Source organism: Chitinimonas sp. JJ19, from assembly GCF_036961565.1.
Classification (GTDB): domain Bacteria; phylum Pseudomonadota; class Gammaproteobacteria; order Burkholderiales; family Chitinimonadaceae; genus Chitinimonas.
Map to the genome: position 1 here is coordinate 144004 of NZ_JBAMDD010000008.1, position 17279 is coordinate 161282.

At 62.0% G+C, this 17279-nt stretch carries 16 protein-coding genes; 11 read left to right on the forward strand and 5 right to left on the reverse strand.

Annotated features, from left to right (window positions below; genetic code table 11):
- The first annotated feature begins 3 nt into the window (after positions 1-3).
- From V7714_RS11995 to V7714_RS12045, 11 genes are all read left to right on the forward strand, one after another.
- Positions 4-603 carry a prepilin-type N-terminal cleavage/methylation domain-containing protein gene (locus V7714_RS11995; protein WP_335709923.1) on the forward strand — a complete coding sequence of 200 codons (600 nt, stop codon included), beginning with the start codon at positions 4-6 and terminating at the stop codon, positions 601-603.
- Complete coding sequence (locus V7714_RS12000; RefSeq protein ID WP_335709924.1) at positions 596-1519, forward strand: hypothetical protein; 924 nt, start codon at positions 596-598, stop codon at positions 1517-1519. Before V7714_RS11995 ends, V7714_RS12000 begins: the two co-directional genes overlap by 8 nt.
- Entirely contained in the window at positions 1516-2796 is a 1281-nt protein-coding gene (locus V7714_RS12005) for a PilN domain-containing protein (RefSeq protein ID WP_335709925.1), read from the forward strand. The genes V7714_RS12000 and V7714_RS12005 overlap by 4 nt, the downstream gene beginning before the upstream one ends.
- Positions 2768-3454: a hypothetical protein gene (locus V7714_RS12010; protein ID WP_335709926.1), complete on the forward strand. Its 687-nt coding sequence runs from the start codon at positions 2768-2770 to the stop codon at positions 3452-3454. Before V7714_RS12005 ends, V7714_RS12010 begins: the two co-directional genes overlap by 29 nt.
- Complete coding sequence (locus tag V7714_RS12015; RefSeq protein WP_335709927.1) at positions 3451-4197, forward strand: hypothetical protein; 747 nt, start codon at positions 3451-3453, stop codon at positions 4195-4197. Before V7714_RS12010 ends, V7714_RS12015 begins: the two co-directional genes overlap by 4 nt.
- Positions 4198-5766, forward strand: coding sequence for a GspE/PulE family protein (locus V7714_RS12020; protein WP_335709928.1), 1569 nt, complete (start codon positions 4198-4200; stop codon positions 5764-5766).
- Positions 5766-6974 (forward strand): type II secretion system F family protein, encoded by a 1209-nt coding sequence (locus tag V7714_RS12025; RefSeq protein ID WP_335709929.1) that lies wholly within the window; start codon positions 5766-5768, stop codon positions 6972-6974. The genes V7714_RS12020 and V7714_RS12025 overlap by 1 nt, the downstream gene beginning before the upstream one ends.
- Positions 6975-7054: 80 nt before the next feature.
- Positions 7055-7516: a type II secretion system major pseudopilin GspG gene (gene gspG / locus V7714_RS12030; protein ID WP_335709930.1), complete on the forward strand. Its 462-nt coding sequence runs from the start codon at positions 7055-7057 to the stop codon at positions 7514-7516.
- Entirely contained in the window at positions 7494-8003 is a 510-nt protein-coding gene (locus V7714_RS12035; RefSeq protein ID WP_335709931.1) for a prepilin-type N-terminal cleavage/methylation domain-containing protein, read from the forward strand. Before gspG ends, V7714_RS12035 begins: the two co-directional genes overlap by 23 nt.
- Positions 7996-8460: a type IV pilus modification PilV family protein gene (locus V7714_RS12040; protein WP_335709932.1), complete on the forward strand. Its 465-nt coding sequence runs from the start codon at positions 7996-7998 to the stop codon at positions 8458-8460. Before V7714_RS12035 ends, V7714_RS12040 begins: the two co-directional genes overlap by 8 nt.
- A gap of 277 nt (positions 8461-8737) precedes the next feature.
- Positions 8738-10435 carry a matrixin family metalloprotease gene (locus tag V7714_RS12045; protein ID WP_335709933.1) on the forward strand — a complete coding sequence of 566 codons (1698 nt, stop codon included), beginning with the start codon at positions 8738-8740 and terminating at the stop codon, positions 10433-10435.
- Between the two features lie 404 nt (positions 10436-10839).
- Here the strand turns inward: V7714_RS12045 and V7714_RS12050 are convergent, their stop codons facing one another.
- The 5 genes from V7714_RS12050 to V7714_RS12070 form a co-directional block, all read right to left on the reverse strand.
- Positions 10840-12447, reverse strand: a complete 1608-nt coding sequence (locus V7714_RS12050) for a hypothetical protein (protein WP_335709934.1) — start codon at positions 12445-12447, stop codon at positions 10840-10842.
- Between the two features lie 437 nt (positions 12448-12884).
- Complete coding sequence (locus V7714_RS12055; RefSeq protein ID WP_335709935.1) at positions 12885-15269, reverse strand: secretin N-terminal domain-containing protein; 2385 nt, start codon at positions 15267-15269, stop codon at positions 12885-12887.
- A complete protein-coding gene (locus tag V7714_RS12060) occupies positions 15266-15694 on the reverse strand; it encodes a hypothetical protein (protein ID WP_335709936.1) in 429 nt (142 codons plus the stop codon). The genes V7714_RS12055 and V7714_RS12060 overlap by 4 nt, the downstream gene beginning before the upstream one ends.
- Positions 15695-16279 carry a GspMb/PilO family protein gene (locus tag V7714_RS12065; RefSeq protein WP_335709937.1) on the reverse strand — a complete coding sequence of 195 codons (585 nt, stop codon included), beginning with the start codon at positions 16277-16279 and terminating at the stop codon, positions 15695-15697. It lies immediately after the preceding gene.
- Entirely contained in the window at positions 16269-17165 is an 897-nt protein-coding gene (locus V7714_RS12070) for a hypothetical protein (RefSeq protein WP_335709938.1), read from the reverse strand. The genes V7714_RS12065 and V7714_RS12070 overlap by 11 nt, the downstream gene beginning before the upstream one ends.
- Positions 17166-17279: the final 114 nt, after the last annotated feature.

A 17279-nucleotide genomic window follows, 5' to 3' on the forward strand; every position in this document is an offset into this window, starting at 1 on the left:
ACCATGCCCCAACCCCGCCGCCGCCAACAGGGTTTCACGCTGATCGAGCTATTGATCGCCATGCTGCTGGCGGCCACCATAGGCATTGCCCTGTCCAGCGCCTTCCGCATGGGCCTGCAGCACACCCAACGAACCCGCGCCTTCTATAGCGAACTACAAGAAATGCAGGCCGTGGCCAGCTATCTGCGCCTGCGCTTTGCCCCCGGCCAAGCCATTGCCAAGGGTAGCGATACCGAGCTATGGGTAGGCAGGAAGGACGCCGTGCAGCAGGGCCTGCGCTGCCAGCAGGACGAAGAGCAAACCTGGCGGCTGGAGCTGATCAGTACCGAGCTCCCCAAGACCGACAAGGCCGTCGCGGCCAGCGACGGAGAACCTGCCATCCAGGCCGAGACCCTGCTGGACCAACTGACGCAATGTCGCTTCGAATACCTGTTGGCTGATCCAGACAGCCCCGCCCCCGCTACCGCCCAGGGAGACAGCGAGCGCCAGCCTACCGCCTACCGCTGGCTGGACAGCAGCGCAGGCACACCGCCCGTGGCCTTCCGGCTCCTCATAGGGGGCAGCTATTTCGCACTCCCGCCACTGGTCTTCAGCCGTGGCTAGCCCATTGCGTACACCTGCCCATGCCCGGCCTGCTGCCGGCCAGTCAGGCTATGTCCTGCTGTACGTCATGGCCGTGCTGATCGCCCTGGCCAGCCTGGCCCTGACCGTGGCTTACCGCGAACGGCTAGGCATGCAACTGGTGATCAACCAGGTCAGCGGCACCCAGGACGAGCACACCCTGCAGGCTGCCCATTCCCTGCTGCTGGCCCAGCTTGATCTGGCACAGCAACTGGCAGCCCCCGCAAATGCCAGCGACCCGGTATTGGGCAAGCTGCCGCGCTGGGGCGCCGGAGACGAGCAGGAAGTCGCGGTAGGCGAGCAGCAGGTCCGCATCACCCTGGAAGACCGCGCCGCCCAGCCCGACTTCAACCTGCTGGACGAAAAGGAATACACCCGCTTGTTGCTGGAGCTGGGCATAGCACCCGAAGCCGCCGCACAGTACGCCGGCCTCATCGTTGCCGCCCGGCCCGATACCGGCTTTACCGACCGCAGCAGTTTCCGTGACATCGCCGGCCTGCCCCCCGTCTTGCTGCAAGCCAGCGAATCAGGTAGCGACAGCCCCGGCTTTTATGACCTCATCACCCTGGGCAGCGGCGGCAAATGGGTAGACCCCGAAACCACACCCCTGCCTGTGGTCGCCGCCCTGACAGGCTACACTGCGGAACAACTGGCAACGCTCAAACGCTTGCGCTCTGACGGCAAGGTCGATAGAAAGCTATGGCTGGACACTTTCGGTGGCGATAGCGGCCGCTTTCTCTCCCCTGGCACAGCCTTGCTGGCACGGCTCAAGCTGGATGGCAGTCCGCTGTATGCCGAAGTGCAGTTGCTCAGGCGCGACAGCGGCTGGCACAGCCAAGCCCTGATACTGCTCACCGAAACCGAAGATAGCCGCAGCAATACAACGAGCCCGCCGTGAAACTGGTCATAGTCCTGAATGCCGCTCATCTCGAGGTCAGTCTTTTCCGCCGTGACTGGCGCGGCTGGTATCGTGCCGAGCACGCCACCCTGCCCTGGCGGCTGGACAGCGGCGAAGCCCCCTTGCTGGAACAACTGCCCGGCACCCTGCGCCCCTGCCTGCTGGCATGGGGTGTCCCCCCAGGCTGCCGGGTACTGGCCGTGCCCGACGCCGCCAGTGGCGGGCTGCTGCAGGCACCGCGCAGCAAAACCCTGGCCCCCCAGGAGCAGGAGGCCGAACTACTGGCGAGCCAGCTACCCTACCCAGCCGCCTCGCTGGCCATCTGCAGCCAGGCCGGCCCGGCCGACGAGCTCAGGCTGTGCTGGATCGCCGCCAGCGAGCTGCAGAACCTGCGTACCACACTCGACAAGCTGGGCATGCGCTTGCAGGAGTGCTACCCAGCGGCGCAATTGCTGGCCCAGGCCAGCCAAGCCACCCGCAATGCCTACTGGCTCTGGTGCCAGGCCAGTCAGTTGATCGTCTGGCGTTGCGATGGTGCCGGCATACCCATCACCGTCGCCTCCCTCAGCACCGCCCAGACTGGCTGGCCGCAACGGCTGTCACTGCTGCTGGCCAGCCTGGGGCACGGCGAAGGCACGCCCGTGCTGCATTCCGGCTTCCCTGCCGAGCAACAGGCCCAGCTGGAAGCCACGCTGAGCAGCCGCCATGTACTCAGCCCGCAGGCCACGCCCGATCTGTCCCAACAGGTATTCAGCCATTGGCTGGCCGGCGCCAGGGGCTGGTGGCAGCCGCCCTCGCGCGACTGGCTGGTCTCACGCTTTACACCCTGGGTCGCAGCGGTCGGCCTGCTGCTGGTTGCCGGCATGGGTGGCCTGCATTGGCAGCAGCAGAAACTCCGGGCCGACACCGAGAAGCTCAACGATGCCACAGACAAGCTGCAGCCCGCCCACAAGCGCCTGCAGGCCAAGCGCCGCGAACTCTTGACGCTGCGCGAGCAATTGCTGGCTGCCGAGAGTTTTGCCCGCGGACCTGCCCTGCTTGATGCGCTGGCCCAGTCCACCCCCCTGCTGCCCGACGGCAGCTGGCTCACCCGCTATCGCCATGATGGCAAGCAGGTGTTGATCGCCGGTGAAGGTGCCAGCCAGGCCGACATGCAGAAACGGCTGAAGCCGCTGGGCCTGGTGCAGTTGGATACTGGCAAACCGGCCCCCACCATAGACCCACCCAAACAGTTCAGTCTGGAATTCCATGTCCGCAAGCCTGCCCAAGCCTCCTGAGCCCATGCGGCTGCCCCGGCTATCACCCTGGCCCCGCTGGCGCCGCAACCTTGAGCGGCTGTACCGGCTGCTGGGCTTCAAGGTGCTGGGCGTGCTGGCCATCGTGCTGCTGGGCTGCCTGCTGTGGCTGGATGGCACACTGGCCGAGCTGGCCGGACAGCGCAAGCTGCATGGCCGCGCTGCCGCAGACCTGGCCGAGATCAAGACCCTGGCCGAGCAGAAAAAACGCATAGAACAAGGCCTGCGCGATAGCCAGCCCGAGCATGCCGCCATGCTGCAGAACGCCCTGCAGGGCGCCACTGCCGAAGCTGCCCAGGCTTCCTGGCAACAGGAATGGCTGAGCCAGCTAAGCAGCCAGGGCATCAGCGACGCCACTGCCCAGCCCGGCAGCATCAGCCGCGGCCAGCCCAGCCAGCTAGGTCTAACCCTCACTTTCTCGGCCATACCGCAGCAGCTGCTAACCATCCACCAGTTGGTGAACAGCAGCGGCCGCCTGCAGCGCATGACACGTATCGACATCAATGCCGCCGACGGTGTGGCGCGCCAGCAGTTCCGGGTGCAGCTGGAGCTGGCCGCACTTTATTTTCCGCCCAAGGTGGATAATCGCCCCGGCAAGCCACTCAAAGCAGCATTGCCCGCAGGGAGCAAGATGCCATGATGATCGCCCTACTGTTTGCCGGCTCGCTGGCCCAAGCCACCCCCCCGGCCCCACCAGTCCAGGCCCAACCCGCCAAGCCCAGCCTGGAACGCATCGTCACTAGCAACCCCTTCGACCCCAAGCGGCAAAGCTGGCAGCCGCCGGTCCCACCGCCACCGCCGCCGCCGGCACTGACCGAGTCCGAGGTCAGGGTTCGGGGCATCATCCTGGCGGGCAGCACCCGTAAGGCCCTGCTGGAGGTGCTGTCGCCCAAGCTGCAGGCACCGCCGCAGGCCGGTAAGCCGGCCCGGCCCTTGCGGCTGGTCGGCGTGGGCGACAACCTGGGTGAATACCGCATCAGCCAGATCAATGCCAGCGAGGTGGTACTGGATGCCGGCAGCGGCACCACTACCCTGCCCTACCAGATCGTCAAGGGCCGGCCGGCCGTCGGCACGGCCCTGCCACCGCCCGACCAGGTCGCCATCGTACTGGCCGCCCCCGTGCCCACCATCGTCAACGACAATGGCGAGGCTAGCCCAGCTGCCCCGGCCGAAATCCAGCCACTGCCAGCCCCCGTCATCGCCGCCCCGCCGGTACAGGACCCTCCTGCCAGCAACCCGGCAGCGCCGCAACCCGGCCAGCAGCCCGAGACCAACCAGCCTGCCACGCCCGCCCCCACCGGCATGACCCTGTTGGAAGCCATACAGCTGGCCAGGCGCAATCAGCAGAATCAACAAAACCAGCAGAACAACCCGCCCAAGTAGATGATCGCCACGCCCCCACTCCCGCCGCTGGATCTGGCAGCGGCAGCCCGGCAACTGGGACTGCCCCTGCTGGGCGCCGACGCACTGGACCCGCCACCCCTGCCCATGCAGGGCGTGCCCAGCACCTTTCTGGCCGCCAACAGCCTACTGCCGCTGGGTTTCGATGGCGAAACCCTGAAGGTCGCCTGCAGCTACCCCCTCAACTGGACAGCGCTGGAAGCACTCAGGCAGTTTGCCGGCCAGCGCGAGCTGCACCTGGCCCTGGCATCCCCCGAGCTGATTGCCCAGGGCCTTGCCCTATTGGCAGGCCAGCAGGACGGCCGCAGCATGGCCAATACCCCCGAAGACGCCCAAACCGGCGACGAGGACGATCTGGAAAGCCTGCGCAGCCAGGCCGAAGACGCACCGGTGGTCAGGCTAGCCCAATACCTGATACAGACAGCGGCCGAACGCGGCGCCTCCGATATCCATCTGGAGATCTACCAGGACGTCTTCAAGGTCCGCTACCGGCTCGATGGTGTGCTGCACGATGTGGAATCACCCCCCCGGCGCATGTTCCTGCCTACCATCTCGCACCTCAAGCTCAGGGCAAGAATGAACATCGCCGAGCGACGCCTGCCGCAGGACGGCCGCATCAAGATGGCGCTGGGCGAGCGCGAGATCGATATGCGGGTGTCCACCCTGCCCACGGTCTACGGCGAGAGCATGGCCATCCGCCTGCTGGACCAGCGTGATGCCAGTCTGTCGCTGGCACGGCTGGGCTTCGAACCCGACACCCTGGCAGCCTTTCGCCATGCCATCGCCCAACCCCACGGCATGATCCTGGTGACCGGCCCCACCGGCTCGGGCAAGACCACCTCGCTCTACGCAGCCCTGTCCGAGATCAACCGCCCCGACGTCAAGGTCATCACGGTGGAAGACCCGGTGGAGTACCAGATACACGGCATCAACCAGGTCCAGGTCAAGCCGCAGATAGACCTGACCTTTGCCCGCGCCTTGCGCGCCATTGTGCGGCAAGACCCGGACATCATCATGATCGGTGAAATCCGCGACCCCGAGACCGTGGACATCGCCATCCAATCCGCCCTGACCGGCCACTTGGTGCTATCCACCCTGCACACCAACGACAGCTTCAGCGCCCCCCATCGGCTGCAGGACATGGGAGCGGAGAGCTATCTGATCGCCAGTAGCCTCATCATGGTGCTGGCCCAGCGTCTGGTCAGGCTGATCTGTCCGCACTGCCGCGAGCCCCGCCCCGCCGACACAGCCGACCGCCTGTTCCTGGCGCAGGAGGGCTACCAGGCCGACGCGGCCACCACGCTGTGGCATGGTCGCGGCTGCGGCCACTGCAGCCATACCGGCTACAGCGGCAGGCAGAGCATCTACGAGATCATGCCGGTCACCGAGGCCATCAAATCTGCCATCCTGCGCAAGGCACCCAGCACCGAGCTGCGCAGCATCGCCCTGTCGGAAGGGGTACGCACCATGCGCCAGGCCGGCATACTCAAGGCCCTGGCAGGCGAGACCACCCTGGAAGAACTGGGCCGCGTCACGCGGGAGGACGGTTAGTGCAGTTCAACTACCGCATCCGCCTGGCCAACACCGACCGCGAGGTCAGCGGCCGCCTTGAGGCCAGTGACCTGGCACAAGCCGAAGCCGCCTTGCGGGCAGATGGCTTCCAGATACTCTCCATCAAGCCCCGTGTCAGCCTGAGCCAGTTGCTGACCCAGCGGCCAGCGGCACGCCTCAGCCGCAGCCAGGTACTGGAGCTGACTGAACAACTGGGCAGCCTGCTGGATGCCGGTCTGCCCATAGACAGGGCGCTCAAGCTGCTGCGCGGCACCCTGCCCGGCGAGTCTGCACGCCATATTGTCGGCGAGCTGCTGCTCGACATCGAGCGCGGCAGTACCCTGGCCGCCGCATTCGAGCGCCATGGTGCAACCTTTCCCGGGCTGTACGTCAATATGGTACGGGCGGGTGAAGAGGGCGGCATCCTGCCGCTGACCTTGCGACGTCTGATCGAGTTCTACGAACGCAGCATCGAGTTCCGCAACTTCCTCATCTCCTCCTCCATCTACCCCATCACCCTGTTGCTGTTTGGCATTTCTGCCATCGCCGTACTGACGCTGGCCGTCATTCCCAAGTTTGCCGATGTCTTCGACAGCATGGGGCAGGAGCTGCCCGGCAGCGCCGCCTTCCTCATCGGTGCCTCCAGCCTGCTAAGCCAGCATGGCCTGGAACTACTAGCCGCCGGACTAATACTGGGCCTCACCGCCTGGGCCTATGGCCGCACCCGCCCTGGCCAGCTATGGTGGCACGGCCTGGTGCTGCGCCTGCCGTTACTGGGCTCCCTGCTGCTTAAGGCCAACCTCAGTCGCGCCTGTCGGACCATGGGAACCCTTTTGCAGGCCGGCGTACCCATACTCAAGGCCTTGCACATCGTTTCGCGGCTATCCGAAAATATCCACGTCAACCAGGCACTCGGCCGGCTGGAACGCGGCATACGCGACGGCGAAGGGCTGGCGGCACCGATGCGCAACGACCCGTTCTTTCCGCCCCTGCTGTCCAATCTGGTCAGCGTGGGAGAGGAGACCGGCGATGTCGGCGCCATGCTGATCAAAGTGGCCGAGCAATACGACGCCGATGTACGCAAGGCGGCCAAGCGCCTGATCGCATTGTTCGAGCCCACCATGATCATCATCATGGGTGGCTTGATCGGCGCCATTGTTTTGTCCATGCTATCGGCCATCTTTTCCATCAACGACATGGGCCTGTAAGGCATTCACGCGCTAGTCCGCTGCAAAACCCGCTACCATCCAGGCATACAGCTCGCCATCCGCGCAATACCAGGAAATCTATGCACAAACCACACGCCCGCCGCGCACTCGGCTTTACCCTGATCGAACTCCTGATCGTGATGGTCATACTGGGCCTCCTGGCCTCCATCGTGGTACCCAAGTTGTTCGGCAAGGTGGATGGCGCCAAGCTCGACGCCACCCGTACCCAGCTCACTGCGCTGGAGACGGCACTGGATGCGTTCCGCCTCGATATCGGCCGCTATCCCACTACCGAGGAAGGCCTGCTGCTGTTGCAGACCGCCCCGGCAGAAGACACCCCCGGCGCCAATCGCTGGCGTGGCCCCTATCTCAAGAAAACGCCCAGGGATGCCTGGGGCAATGTATTCCAGTACCGCGCCCCCGGTGAACACGGCGATTTCGATCTATGGTCCAACGGTGCCGACAACAAGGAGGGTGGCGAGGGCAACGACGCCGACCTGACGAATTGGGAAGCCGGCAGTGACACGGACAAGGCCCAGTAGCCACGCCCATCGGCATGGCTTTACCCTGCTGGAGCTGATGGTAGTGATGGCCTTGCTGGCCATCGCCGCCAGCCTCACCGGCCCCCGCCTGTGGGCCATGCTGCAGCCCTCGCCGGAACGGGATCTACCCCGGCAGTTGGTGGAACAGATAGATCGCCTGCGCAGCGATGCCGTGTTCCGCCGCAAGACCCAGGCTGCCGATATCGATATCGACGCCAACGTCCTGCACACCCCGCGTGGCGACTGGCGCCCTCCCGAGGGCTGGCAGTTTGTCGCGCTACCAGAGGTAGCGGCCACGGCCGATCCAGCGACAGCCCCGGCGGACCCACCGGCAATACTGAGCCTGGAATTCCTGGCTGACGGCAGCGCCAGCAGCCTGCGTTTTGCCCTGCAAGGCCCATCCCACTCCGGCTGGCAGTTTCATATCTCCCCCCATACCGGCCGCCTGAGCATCCAGCCCCTCGCCAGCGAGACACCCGATGTCTAGACAGACCCAGGGACAGCGCGGCTTCACCCTGCTGGAAGTCCTGGTAGCCCTGACCATACTGGGCCTCGGGTTGGCCAGCCTTCTGATCGCCTACAGCGGCTCGCTGCGCCTCACCCAGCGCGCACAGGACCAAGCGGTTGCCGCCACGCTGGCCCGCAGCAAGCTGGACGAAACCCTGGCCAGCAAGAACGCCGACATCAAGGGCGATGAGGCGGAGGAAATCTACAACGGCACCCGCTACACCTACCGTATCACCAGCACCCCCTACCCCCTGCTGGACGAAGGCCTATACAAGCGCCTACCCGATGCCCCCCGGCTGGAGGTCATACAGGTGGACGTATATTGGGGCAGCGAAGCGCGCCCGCAGCACTACCAGTTGCTCAACTACCACCGCATCCCCCGCCGTCCCGCTGCCGCCAGCGGCGCAGCACCGCCACCTGCCAACCCGGCTACCTGAGCGCCGCGCGCCCCGCAGCACTGCGGTCCTGACCAAGCCAAGCAGCAGATGGCGTGGATAAGGCAAACTCGCACCACACTGCCGGCCGTGTTTTGTTAGCGGCGCCAATGGCCGCTCCTCACTATGGTCGGCGCACGATGGAAATGGCAGGAGCAGGTCCGGTGCCAGCCGCTAACTAGGCCGAGCACCCTGCTCACCGCAGCGGTAGGTACACAGCGTCGGCCAAGCTCGTATACTGCCAACATAGCCTCGTCGCATCCGTTGCATGGAGACCATCATGTTTCACGCTTGCAGCCGCCGTTCCCTGGTAGCCATCAGTCTGGCCAACGCTTGCTGGGCCGCCGAGCCGCCCGCGCCCATCCTCGATCCGGCACGCATGGTGCACCCACCCCAGGCGGCTAGGTTGCCCGCCGCCGCCAGCCCCGTCACCCCCAAGGGCGTGCTGCTCTATGACATGCCCGCCCGCTGGGCCAATGGCCAGGTAACCTGGTATTACAACCCCAGCGGCCGGCCAAGCGATGTCAGCGATAACGAGATCATCAACTTCTTCAAGAATGCGTTTGCCGACTGGGAGAACGTCTGCCAAGTCACCGGCACCTATGGCGGCGTCACCTCGGTAGATGTCAACAATGCCAACGAAATCGTGGTGGTCGGCTACAAGGACATAGGTGATTTTGCCTTCATGGATGCCGGCCCCCGATTTGGTAGCCGCATGCCCTACCCCTACTTCTCAGGCGGCGCCATACGCATCAACATCAACAGCACCCAGTCCTCATTGCGTAGCCGCCTGGATAATGGCGGCATCCGTGCCGCCCGGCACGAGCTGGGTCATCTGCTGAACTTCCATCATAGCGACGACCCCTACTCCATACTCTACGCCGCCCCCTACCTCAGTGAGATAGAGGATCTCACCGGCGACGACATCGCCATCTGCGCCGAGCTCTACGGCGGGCGTGGCATGATCACCCTGCCCGACCACAGCAACGCCTTGCTGGAGCCCGGCAGCAGCGGCATGCGCATATTGATCGCCGACCGCTTCGACAACGGCGGCACCCCGCCTCCCGCACTACAGACGCTGGACGTCTCCACCAACGCCTACTTCTACTTCAACCTGGCCTGGAACAGCCTCACCATCGGCGATGCCATCGCCTGGCGCTTCATCACACCGGCTGGCACCACCTGGGAAACCTACGACACCACAGCCCGCAGCAGCGCAGGTGGCACGGCGCTACCGCGCAAGAACTTCCCTTTTAACGGAAAATGGCAGATACAAGCCGTAGTAAAAGGCAAAGTCGCCGCCAAACAAGAGTTCACCGTCCAGGGCGGCAGCCTCGCCCCACTAAACCGGATCGAATACGCGCTTATCGCCGAACAGGCCAGCAACGGCAATATCACCCCAAGACTGGACAACTACTCCAGCATCGGTGCCAAGCGCATCGAGTTCTACCCCAACGGCAGCACCGGCCCCCTGGTCACAGGCGCCCCTTTTGTACCACTGGCAAGCACCCAGAACCAAGTCGAGCTCTGGCTACAATCCGACCAGCCACGCTACCCCTACGATCCCAATAAATACTATGGCGGAAACGATAGTGATAGCGCAAACAATATACGCCGCCTGAACTTCACCACCAACGCCCAAGGCCGCATAGACCGCGACCTCATCAATTATGACCATACCGGCAGCCAGTTCAGCTATTTCGGCACTGCACACATCCAGATCGCCCAAACCGGCCCCATGAAAATCTACCAAGCCGCACTGGTAGGAACAAAGTGGTACTACCGCACCCGCCAAGGCTGGAGTGACATACCGGCCGAACTCAGCACCCTCACCGCCCCCGGCGCCATCACCTTCAGCGCCCTCACCGCCATGGACATCCGCTGGCTCCCCGCCGGCACCACGCTCTACGTCGGCTACGGCACCTCGCTAGAAGACGTCGTCAACCGCGGCCAATACAAACTGGTACAGTCCTTCTGAAATCCACCTCGATCAACACCATTGCGGGGATACTGGAGCCGACAACGTACTGATGTCCCGTCAGCAAAGGTATCTCTGCGCGCCATGACCAGCGTCGAACAAGGCATCGCCATAAGCTAACCTGCTGATTTTGCATAGCAAATGTAAAGGCATTGAAAAGTGCGCATCTATAAGACCATCCTCTACTAAGCCACAACCACAAGCAGCTTTCACCCCCTCACCCTCGAGAAAGCAACGTCCCCAGATAGTCGGGCACGCAATACGCTGGCAGTGGGTAGACGCGACCCGATGACGCTGCGAGGCCCCAGCAATCGCTACCCTGCAGGGCATACTCAGCATCTTGTTACGGCAATAAAAAACGGGGGCCGAAGCCCCCGTTTTCAGATTTCAACTAACGTCAAATATTACTGACGGGTGTTGAAGTCGTGGGTGTGCAGCTGGGTCACAGTGCCATTCGGTGCGAAGGAGAATTGCACGACATCCATCGTCGGGAATTCGCCGGTCACGCGCACGTAGTGGAAGTCTTGGTTGCCAGCTTGAGCGTCGAAGTTACAGGCCTCAACCACCTTGTTACCGGCCAGCACGGTCGACTGGTAAGCACCCAGCAGGTTCAGCAGGGTAGCAGTCTTCACAACGCTGTCCACTTCAGGCGTACCGCCGTCGAACTCGTAACCCTTACCCTTGTTGCGGAAGCACTGGATGGTCACGCGGCCAGCAGTGGCCGAAGTGTTCTGGATACGAACGAAGGTCTGGTAGCCAGCAGCAATGGTGTCGGTCTTGTAGACCAGCGGCACAGCCAGGGTGGTACCGTTGTTGACCAGCGGAGCCAGTGTTTCGTGCTCAACATTGCGCTTGATGTAACGCGGGTTGAACCAGTTGACTTCGTACGAAGGCTTCCAGCCCAGTTCCTTCACTTCTTCCACAGCGTCAGTACCGTTGGAACGGATACAGACATTGTAGGTAGCCGTAGCTTGGGTGGTGTTGGAAGCAACCGAACCCGAGTTGATGGCAACAGTGATGGTACCAGCGGTGTCATTCACCGCAGCCAGGTAACGCAGGCCAGCAGCCGACGCGGTCGGAGCCGAGTCACCAGCTTCGCACTCAAGCGGGTCAGCCGACAACCAGATGCCAGCGCCAGTTGCTGCAGCACCCACGAAGGCCTTCAGCTTGCCAGCTTCAGCACCGCTCAAGGTCAGCTTGATGTCATCCGAACCGTTGAAGTCGTAAGCAACGCCGTCTTCCTTGTTCACGCCAGCAACCAGGTTCAGCGACACTTGGCCGATCACAGCAGTACGGTTGGCATCGGTGAACGAAGCCGGGGTTTGGGTGAAGGACTTACGCTGATCGCCAACCTGGATGTACAGGGGAGTGCTAGGCGTAGCAAAGTTGTCAGCACCGTTGGTGGTTGCATCGATCTTGGCATTGCCAACAACGGTCGCGGACAGCGCTTCCTTGGATTCCAGCATAGGAACAGCTGTAGTCGTTTGGATGCCGTTCACGGTAGCAGTAGTAGCGCGGAATTCCTGACCCAGCGAAACCTTGGTACCCGCGGTAGCAAAACCAGCTTCCTTCAGCTTCTTGATCTTGATCGCGCCGAACTTGAAGTCCGACTCGGTCACGCCCAGCGTACCAACGACGTTAGCCGATTGCAGCTCCAGCTGGATGATCACGGTGTTGTCACCGATCTCGCCACCGGACAACTTGACGGGATTGGTGAACTTGGCGCCGTCGTAGATGAAGAAGGTCTGACCGCCAACGGGGGTACTGAACACCAGAGCGGTAGAAGCGACACCGAAGGCATTGTTGGTAGCGCTAACTGCCGAGTCAGTACCGTTGTCGTTGGTACCATTGGCTTCAGCAGCGCTAACACGCACAGCCTCACCGAACACGGCGCCCTTGTCCAGGGTGTACTTGACGGTAACCAGTTGGCCCATCGCAACGGTAACCGGATCCAGGTTAAGGTTGGTGTTGCTCAGTTGGATCAGGGTTTCGTCGGAGTTGGTGCCGAACATGTGGGTAGCGACCTTGACGGTTGCGCCAGTGGTCGCAGTCAGGCTACCAGTCGAGCTGGTAACTGCGAAGGCAGAGGCAGCAACGCCAGCGAAGGCGAGAGCTACAGCAGCCTTAATCATTTGATTCTTTGTTTTCACAGTGATCTTCCTTCCAGATTGATCGGCGTGGGACTAATAACTAGGTAATGTCTTTCGAAAGACAGGCGCAGTATAGCAAAGGGGAGAAGGGTGTCAACGCCATAACTCCCAGCAGCGGCGCGGCTTTCGGGGCTTCTGTCTGGCAATATGACACATCAGCTCAAAAACCCGAAAAGCAGCAGCATAATCATGGGCTTACATAGCTTTTCAAAGAAAACCACGACCATGTAGCAGATACCCAAGCCACACTCCCGCCCATGACAGCTGCAACATTTACACCACAGCCACCATACTATTCACTACTTGCCCTGCCCTTTGGCCGCCCGCAGTATTTCATCCAGCAAAGCCTTATCAGTCACCACCGTTTCTCTCGGCGCCCCGGCTTTAGGTGCTGCCGCCTTGGGTGTTGCAGGCAGGGAGGCTGCAGGCGCAGCTACGGGACGAGCCGCTTCATTGATACCCGCTGTCTCTTGCATCGGTACGGGCGCATCTGCCCTGGGTGTTTCAACAGCAGTCGCCTCACCTGCCTTATTACCATCACTCAAGCTGGTCACTGGCGCAGGCTCAATGGGCTCAGCCACAACCGATGTTAGGGGCGGAGCAGATGGCGCCGTGGCCTGCGGCGCTTCCAGAGCAGGCGCGGCTACGGGCCGTTTGGGCATAACAGACAAGCCATCGGCTGTCGCGCGCCCCCAGCCATCCTTGGTTTGGGCCCTTAGCGCATCGCTAATCGCTTCGGTTTCATAGTCATCATTCAGAATGTAGGGGGTGATCAGCACCAGCAACTCGGTACGGTCTTCGTCCTTCTGGGTACGGCCAAACAGTTGCCCCACCAAGGGCAGGTCTTTCAGGAAGGGGACGCCCGCATTGTTATCGGTGCCGCGCTGCTCAATCAGCCCCCCTATCAGCACGGTAGCGCCATCCCGTATCGATAGCTTGGTGTCCACTCGCTTGGTACTGAAGGTTGGGCTGCTGCTCACACCGGTATCGGTCGCAGTCGGGCTGCTAACCTCCTGGCTGATTTCCAGCTCTACCCTGCCACCAGCGTGAATCACGGGGCGTACCTTAAGCACGACGCCAGAGGTACGGTACTGCACCGTCTGCAAGGGGCCGCCATTATTGGTATTGGTATTGGAATCACTCTGCTGGCTGGTAATAATGGGTACTTCCTGACCCACCTGTATCGTTGCCGACTCCCCATTGCGGGCCATGATTCGTGGGGTAAATAACAAGGTCGCCCGATTGGCACTGGCCAATGCACTGAGATTCCCTTTCAGCCGCGCCAGATCCGTTACAAAATTGGCCGTCACGCCCGAGGACTTTGCGGTGGCGTTGATTAGCGCAGTGCCTGTGATACCTTTCACCGCATCGGCAGGCGCGCGCGACCACTCCCACTCCACCCCCAGGCTGAACTTATCCGCCAGCTTCACTTCTGCGACAGTGACCTCGATCAGCGCCGTTTTCACGGGCCTGTCCAGGTCTTTCAGCAGATTCAACCACTGCGTGTATTCCTCGGCGCTGCCTTGCAGTATCAAGCTGTTGGTAGGCGCACTGACCACCACGCGCGCACCAGCAGTCTTGCCACCAGCTGCAGCGGCACCACCGGCGATAATGGACTGCAAAGTCTGCGCAATCGCCTGCGCATCGGCATGCTTGACGTTGTAAATGAAGTAGCCCGCACCGCTACGGCTGTTTTGCGATGAATCCAGATAGGCCGCCCATTTGGCAACATGCTCCAAGGTCTTGGCATCGCTACCAAATACCAGCAACGACCCAATGCCATTGATGGGCAGAATGGAAATCGGCGTGGAGGTCGACACCCCGATACCCACGCCGTAGCCCTCATTCTGCAGCACCTCGGACAGGCGCTTGGCGAAATCATCCACCGCCCAGAACTCGGGCGATATCTTGATGCTGTTGCGGCCCTTCATGGTGGGCTGATCCAGGATACGTATCACCTCCAGCGCAGCGGACACATCCTCGGATTGCCCGCTCAGCATGATGGCATTGCGCGGCGCATCCTCGTTGATCTGCAGGCGGCTGCCGTATAGCGTGCGCAGCCAGGACATGATCTCGCCGCCCCGCACCGTGGACATTTCCACCCAATAGAACACGGGCCGCAGGGGCAGCGGTGTATCGGGCAATGCACGGCCACGGCGTATTTGCGGCAGATAGGCATTCTGGTTGCTATCAGGTGCGATTCGCAGGAAACCGCCTCCCATATCGTTCACCGCTACACCATAGCCCTTGAGCACCAGGCGTGCCGTGTCTGCGACTTCCGATGGGGTCTGCGGCTTGGAGGTGCGCAAGGTCACCAGATCCTGGCGCGATGCAATCTGGGGGTCCATGCTGAAATTGGACTTCAGGATGGACCCATATACCGCCTGGACAAACGTGGGCAGCGGCATCTGATCGAAGGTCAGGCTGATGTCGGCCTTTTCGTCAACCTTGGGCTTGGCAGGGCCACCTTTCTGATTGCTTGTCGGGCTATCAGGCAGGGCCTTGGGGGTATCGCGCGCGATAGTCGGCTTTTTAGCCGCAGCGGCCAGTGATGCAGCGCTGGCCTCACTGCCGTCACGCACAATGACTGCCGAAGCCGGCACCATGGGGGGAGGCGTAGCACAGCCCGCAAGCAAGGTAGCGATAACCGCGTAAGACAGGCTAGGTTTCAAAACAGCACTCATTCTCTAAAAATCCTCAAAGCGCGGGCATGACGCCCAACCTGGACGCCAATCCGATCCGACTCGATCGCAATGATTTGGTGCCCACCGGGCAACACATCCCCAACACGAAGCGTTTCCACCGGCCTGCCATCTATGCGTAGATACAGCACCCACTCACCCGACACATTCGACACCCCCACGATCCGCCAATTTGGGGGCGTCAGTGGCGCAGCCTCTGCCGTAACCTCTCCCTCGCCAAGCAGGCGGCTATCCTTCAGGCTCTTGGCCTGCGCCTCTACATCAGGTAGTGCGGGGATAACCGGGAGTGCAGGCGGCACCTGCGTGTGCAAGGCAGGCGGTGGCGGCAACTTGACAGGCTGCTTCCAAACCCAGGCAGTCCAGCCGACGAGTAGCGCGATCGTCAACAACGCGATGCGATACTTCATTTAGGTATTCTTTCCATTTTCTTGAGCGGCAGGCGCTTTACGTACCAAGGTATTCACTACCAGCGTGACCTTGCTATTGCCGCGTTGAATGGTCAACCCATCGATCACCAGCATGGGCTTACCCATGGAGAGGCGAGCCAGCGCCTGCTGCAGGGTGTCCACCGTGAACTTGAACTCCACCTTGGCGCCCACCCGCCAGTAGCCTGGCACTTCGTTGTCCCGGCTCTGGTCCTCGGCCATGACGATATTCAGCCCCGAGACTCCGGCCGCCAGCATCTGCTTCTCAAGCCAGTCCTGCATATGGGCCTCTGCCAGGGCATAAGATGCGTCCTGCCAGGTGCGCGCCTCGACTTCCAGATTGAGCGCATTCAGGGCGCGCTCCTGATTCACCCAGGGGCCCACTTCTGCGCCAGCAGAAAGGCTCTTGACCTTGAGCATCGTTTTTTTGTAGTCGACCAGCGCAGCTCGCTCCTTGTCGAGCAGATCCAACACCTGCGACAGCGCAAGTATGCCTATGATCAGCGCCAGTGCCATGCGATCGCGCCGGTTTTCACGCAGGCGTCGGAGCAAGAGATCAAGATTCAAGCTCATCCTCCTTCACAACAGCACCCTTCACATCCAGCGACAAGGTCAACCCCCTGGCATTGGCATCCGCCACACTGCGAATATTTTCAAACAAGCCCAGGTTCTCTATGCGCTGCAACACATCTTCCGTAGGGAATCGTGTCTCCTTGCTGGATAGCACCATGCGCAACTTGCCAGCCTGATAGTCCCAGTCGATCAAGGTGACGCTATCGGTCGGTAAAGCCTTGCCCAGCGCATTCATCAACGCAAGATTGGAGGGCTTGGCCCACTCTCGTGCCACGCGTTCCATATCGGCATGCATCACCCGCATGGCCTCCAGGTCCACGCTTTTGCTCCCAGCCTTCTGGCTCTGGGCAATGCGCTGCTTCAATATCTTGGTCTGCGCCTCAATGCCGGAGATGCGCGCCTGATACCAGACGGCTGCACCGAGCAGCAGAAGGGCGGAGCCCGCATAAGCCACGGTCTCCAGCAGATCGTAAGTGCCAAGCAATGGATCAATCGCAGAAGGCTCACCCCAGACTGCGCTGTCCAGCGTCGTCTTGATCAGCGCAGGCGGCGCGGCAACGGGTGCTGCGCCGTTGTCACGCAGGAACAGATTCCAGGCCGACAAGGCCGGTGATTCCGGCCACCAGCGAGAGGACAGCAGGGCGCCGCTCACCCAAAACTGCCCCTCCACTCCCTCCTGGCGCTGCAGCAGGACGGCGCCATCGGCTGACACCACCCCGAACAAGGACTCCGGATAGACAGTGGCATTGCGCAGCAAGGGCCGCTCGGCACAAAGCCCCTCCATCCAAGCCGCGTCCCAATACCAGACCAAGGCGCGATCCCCTTGCCAGACAATGGCAAAACCAGCCTGGGCATAAGGATTGAACTGATCCAGCCGCAATTTCAAAGCCGCAGAATGGCGGCGGCGAGGGATATCTTTCAGGTCAAAACAGTGAAAACGACAGGCCGCACGAGAAACCACCGCAGCTGGCTTGGCCCATCTCAAACCTGCTCG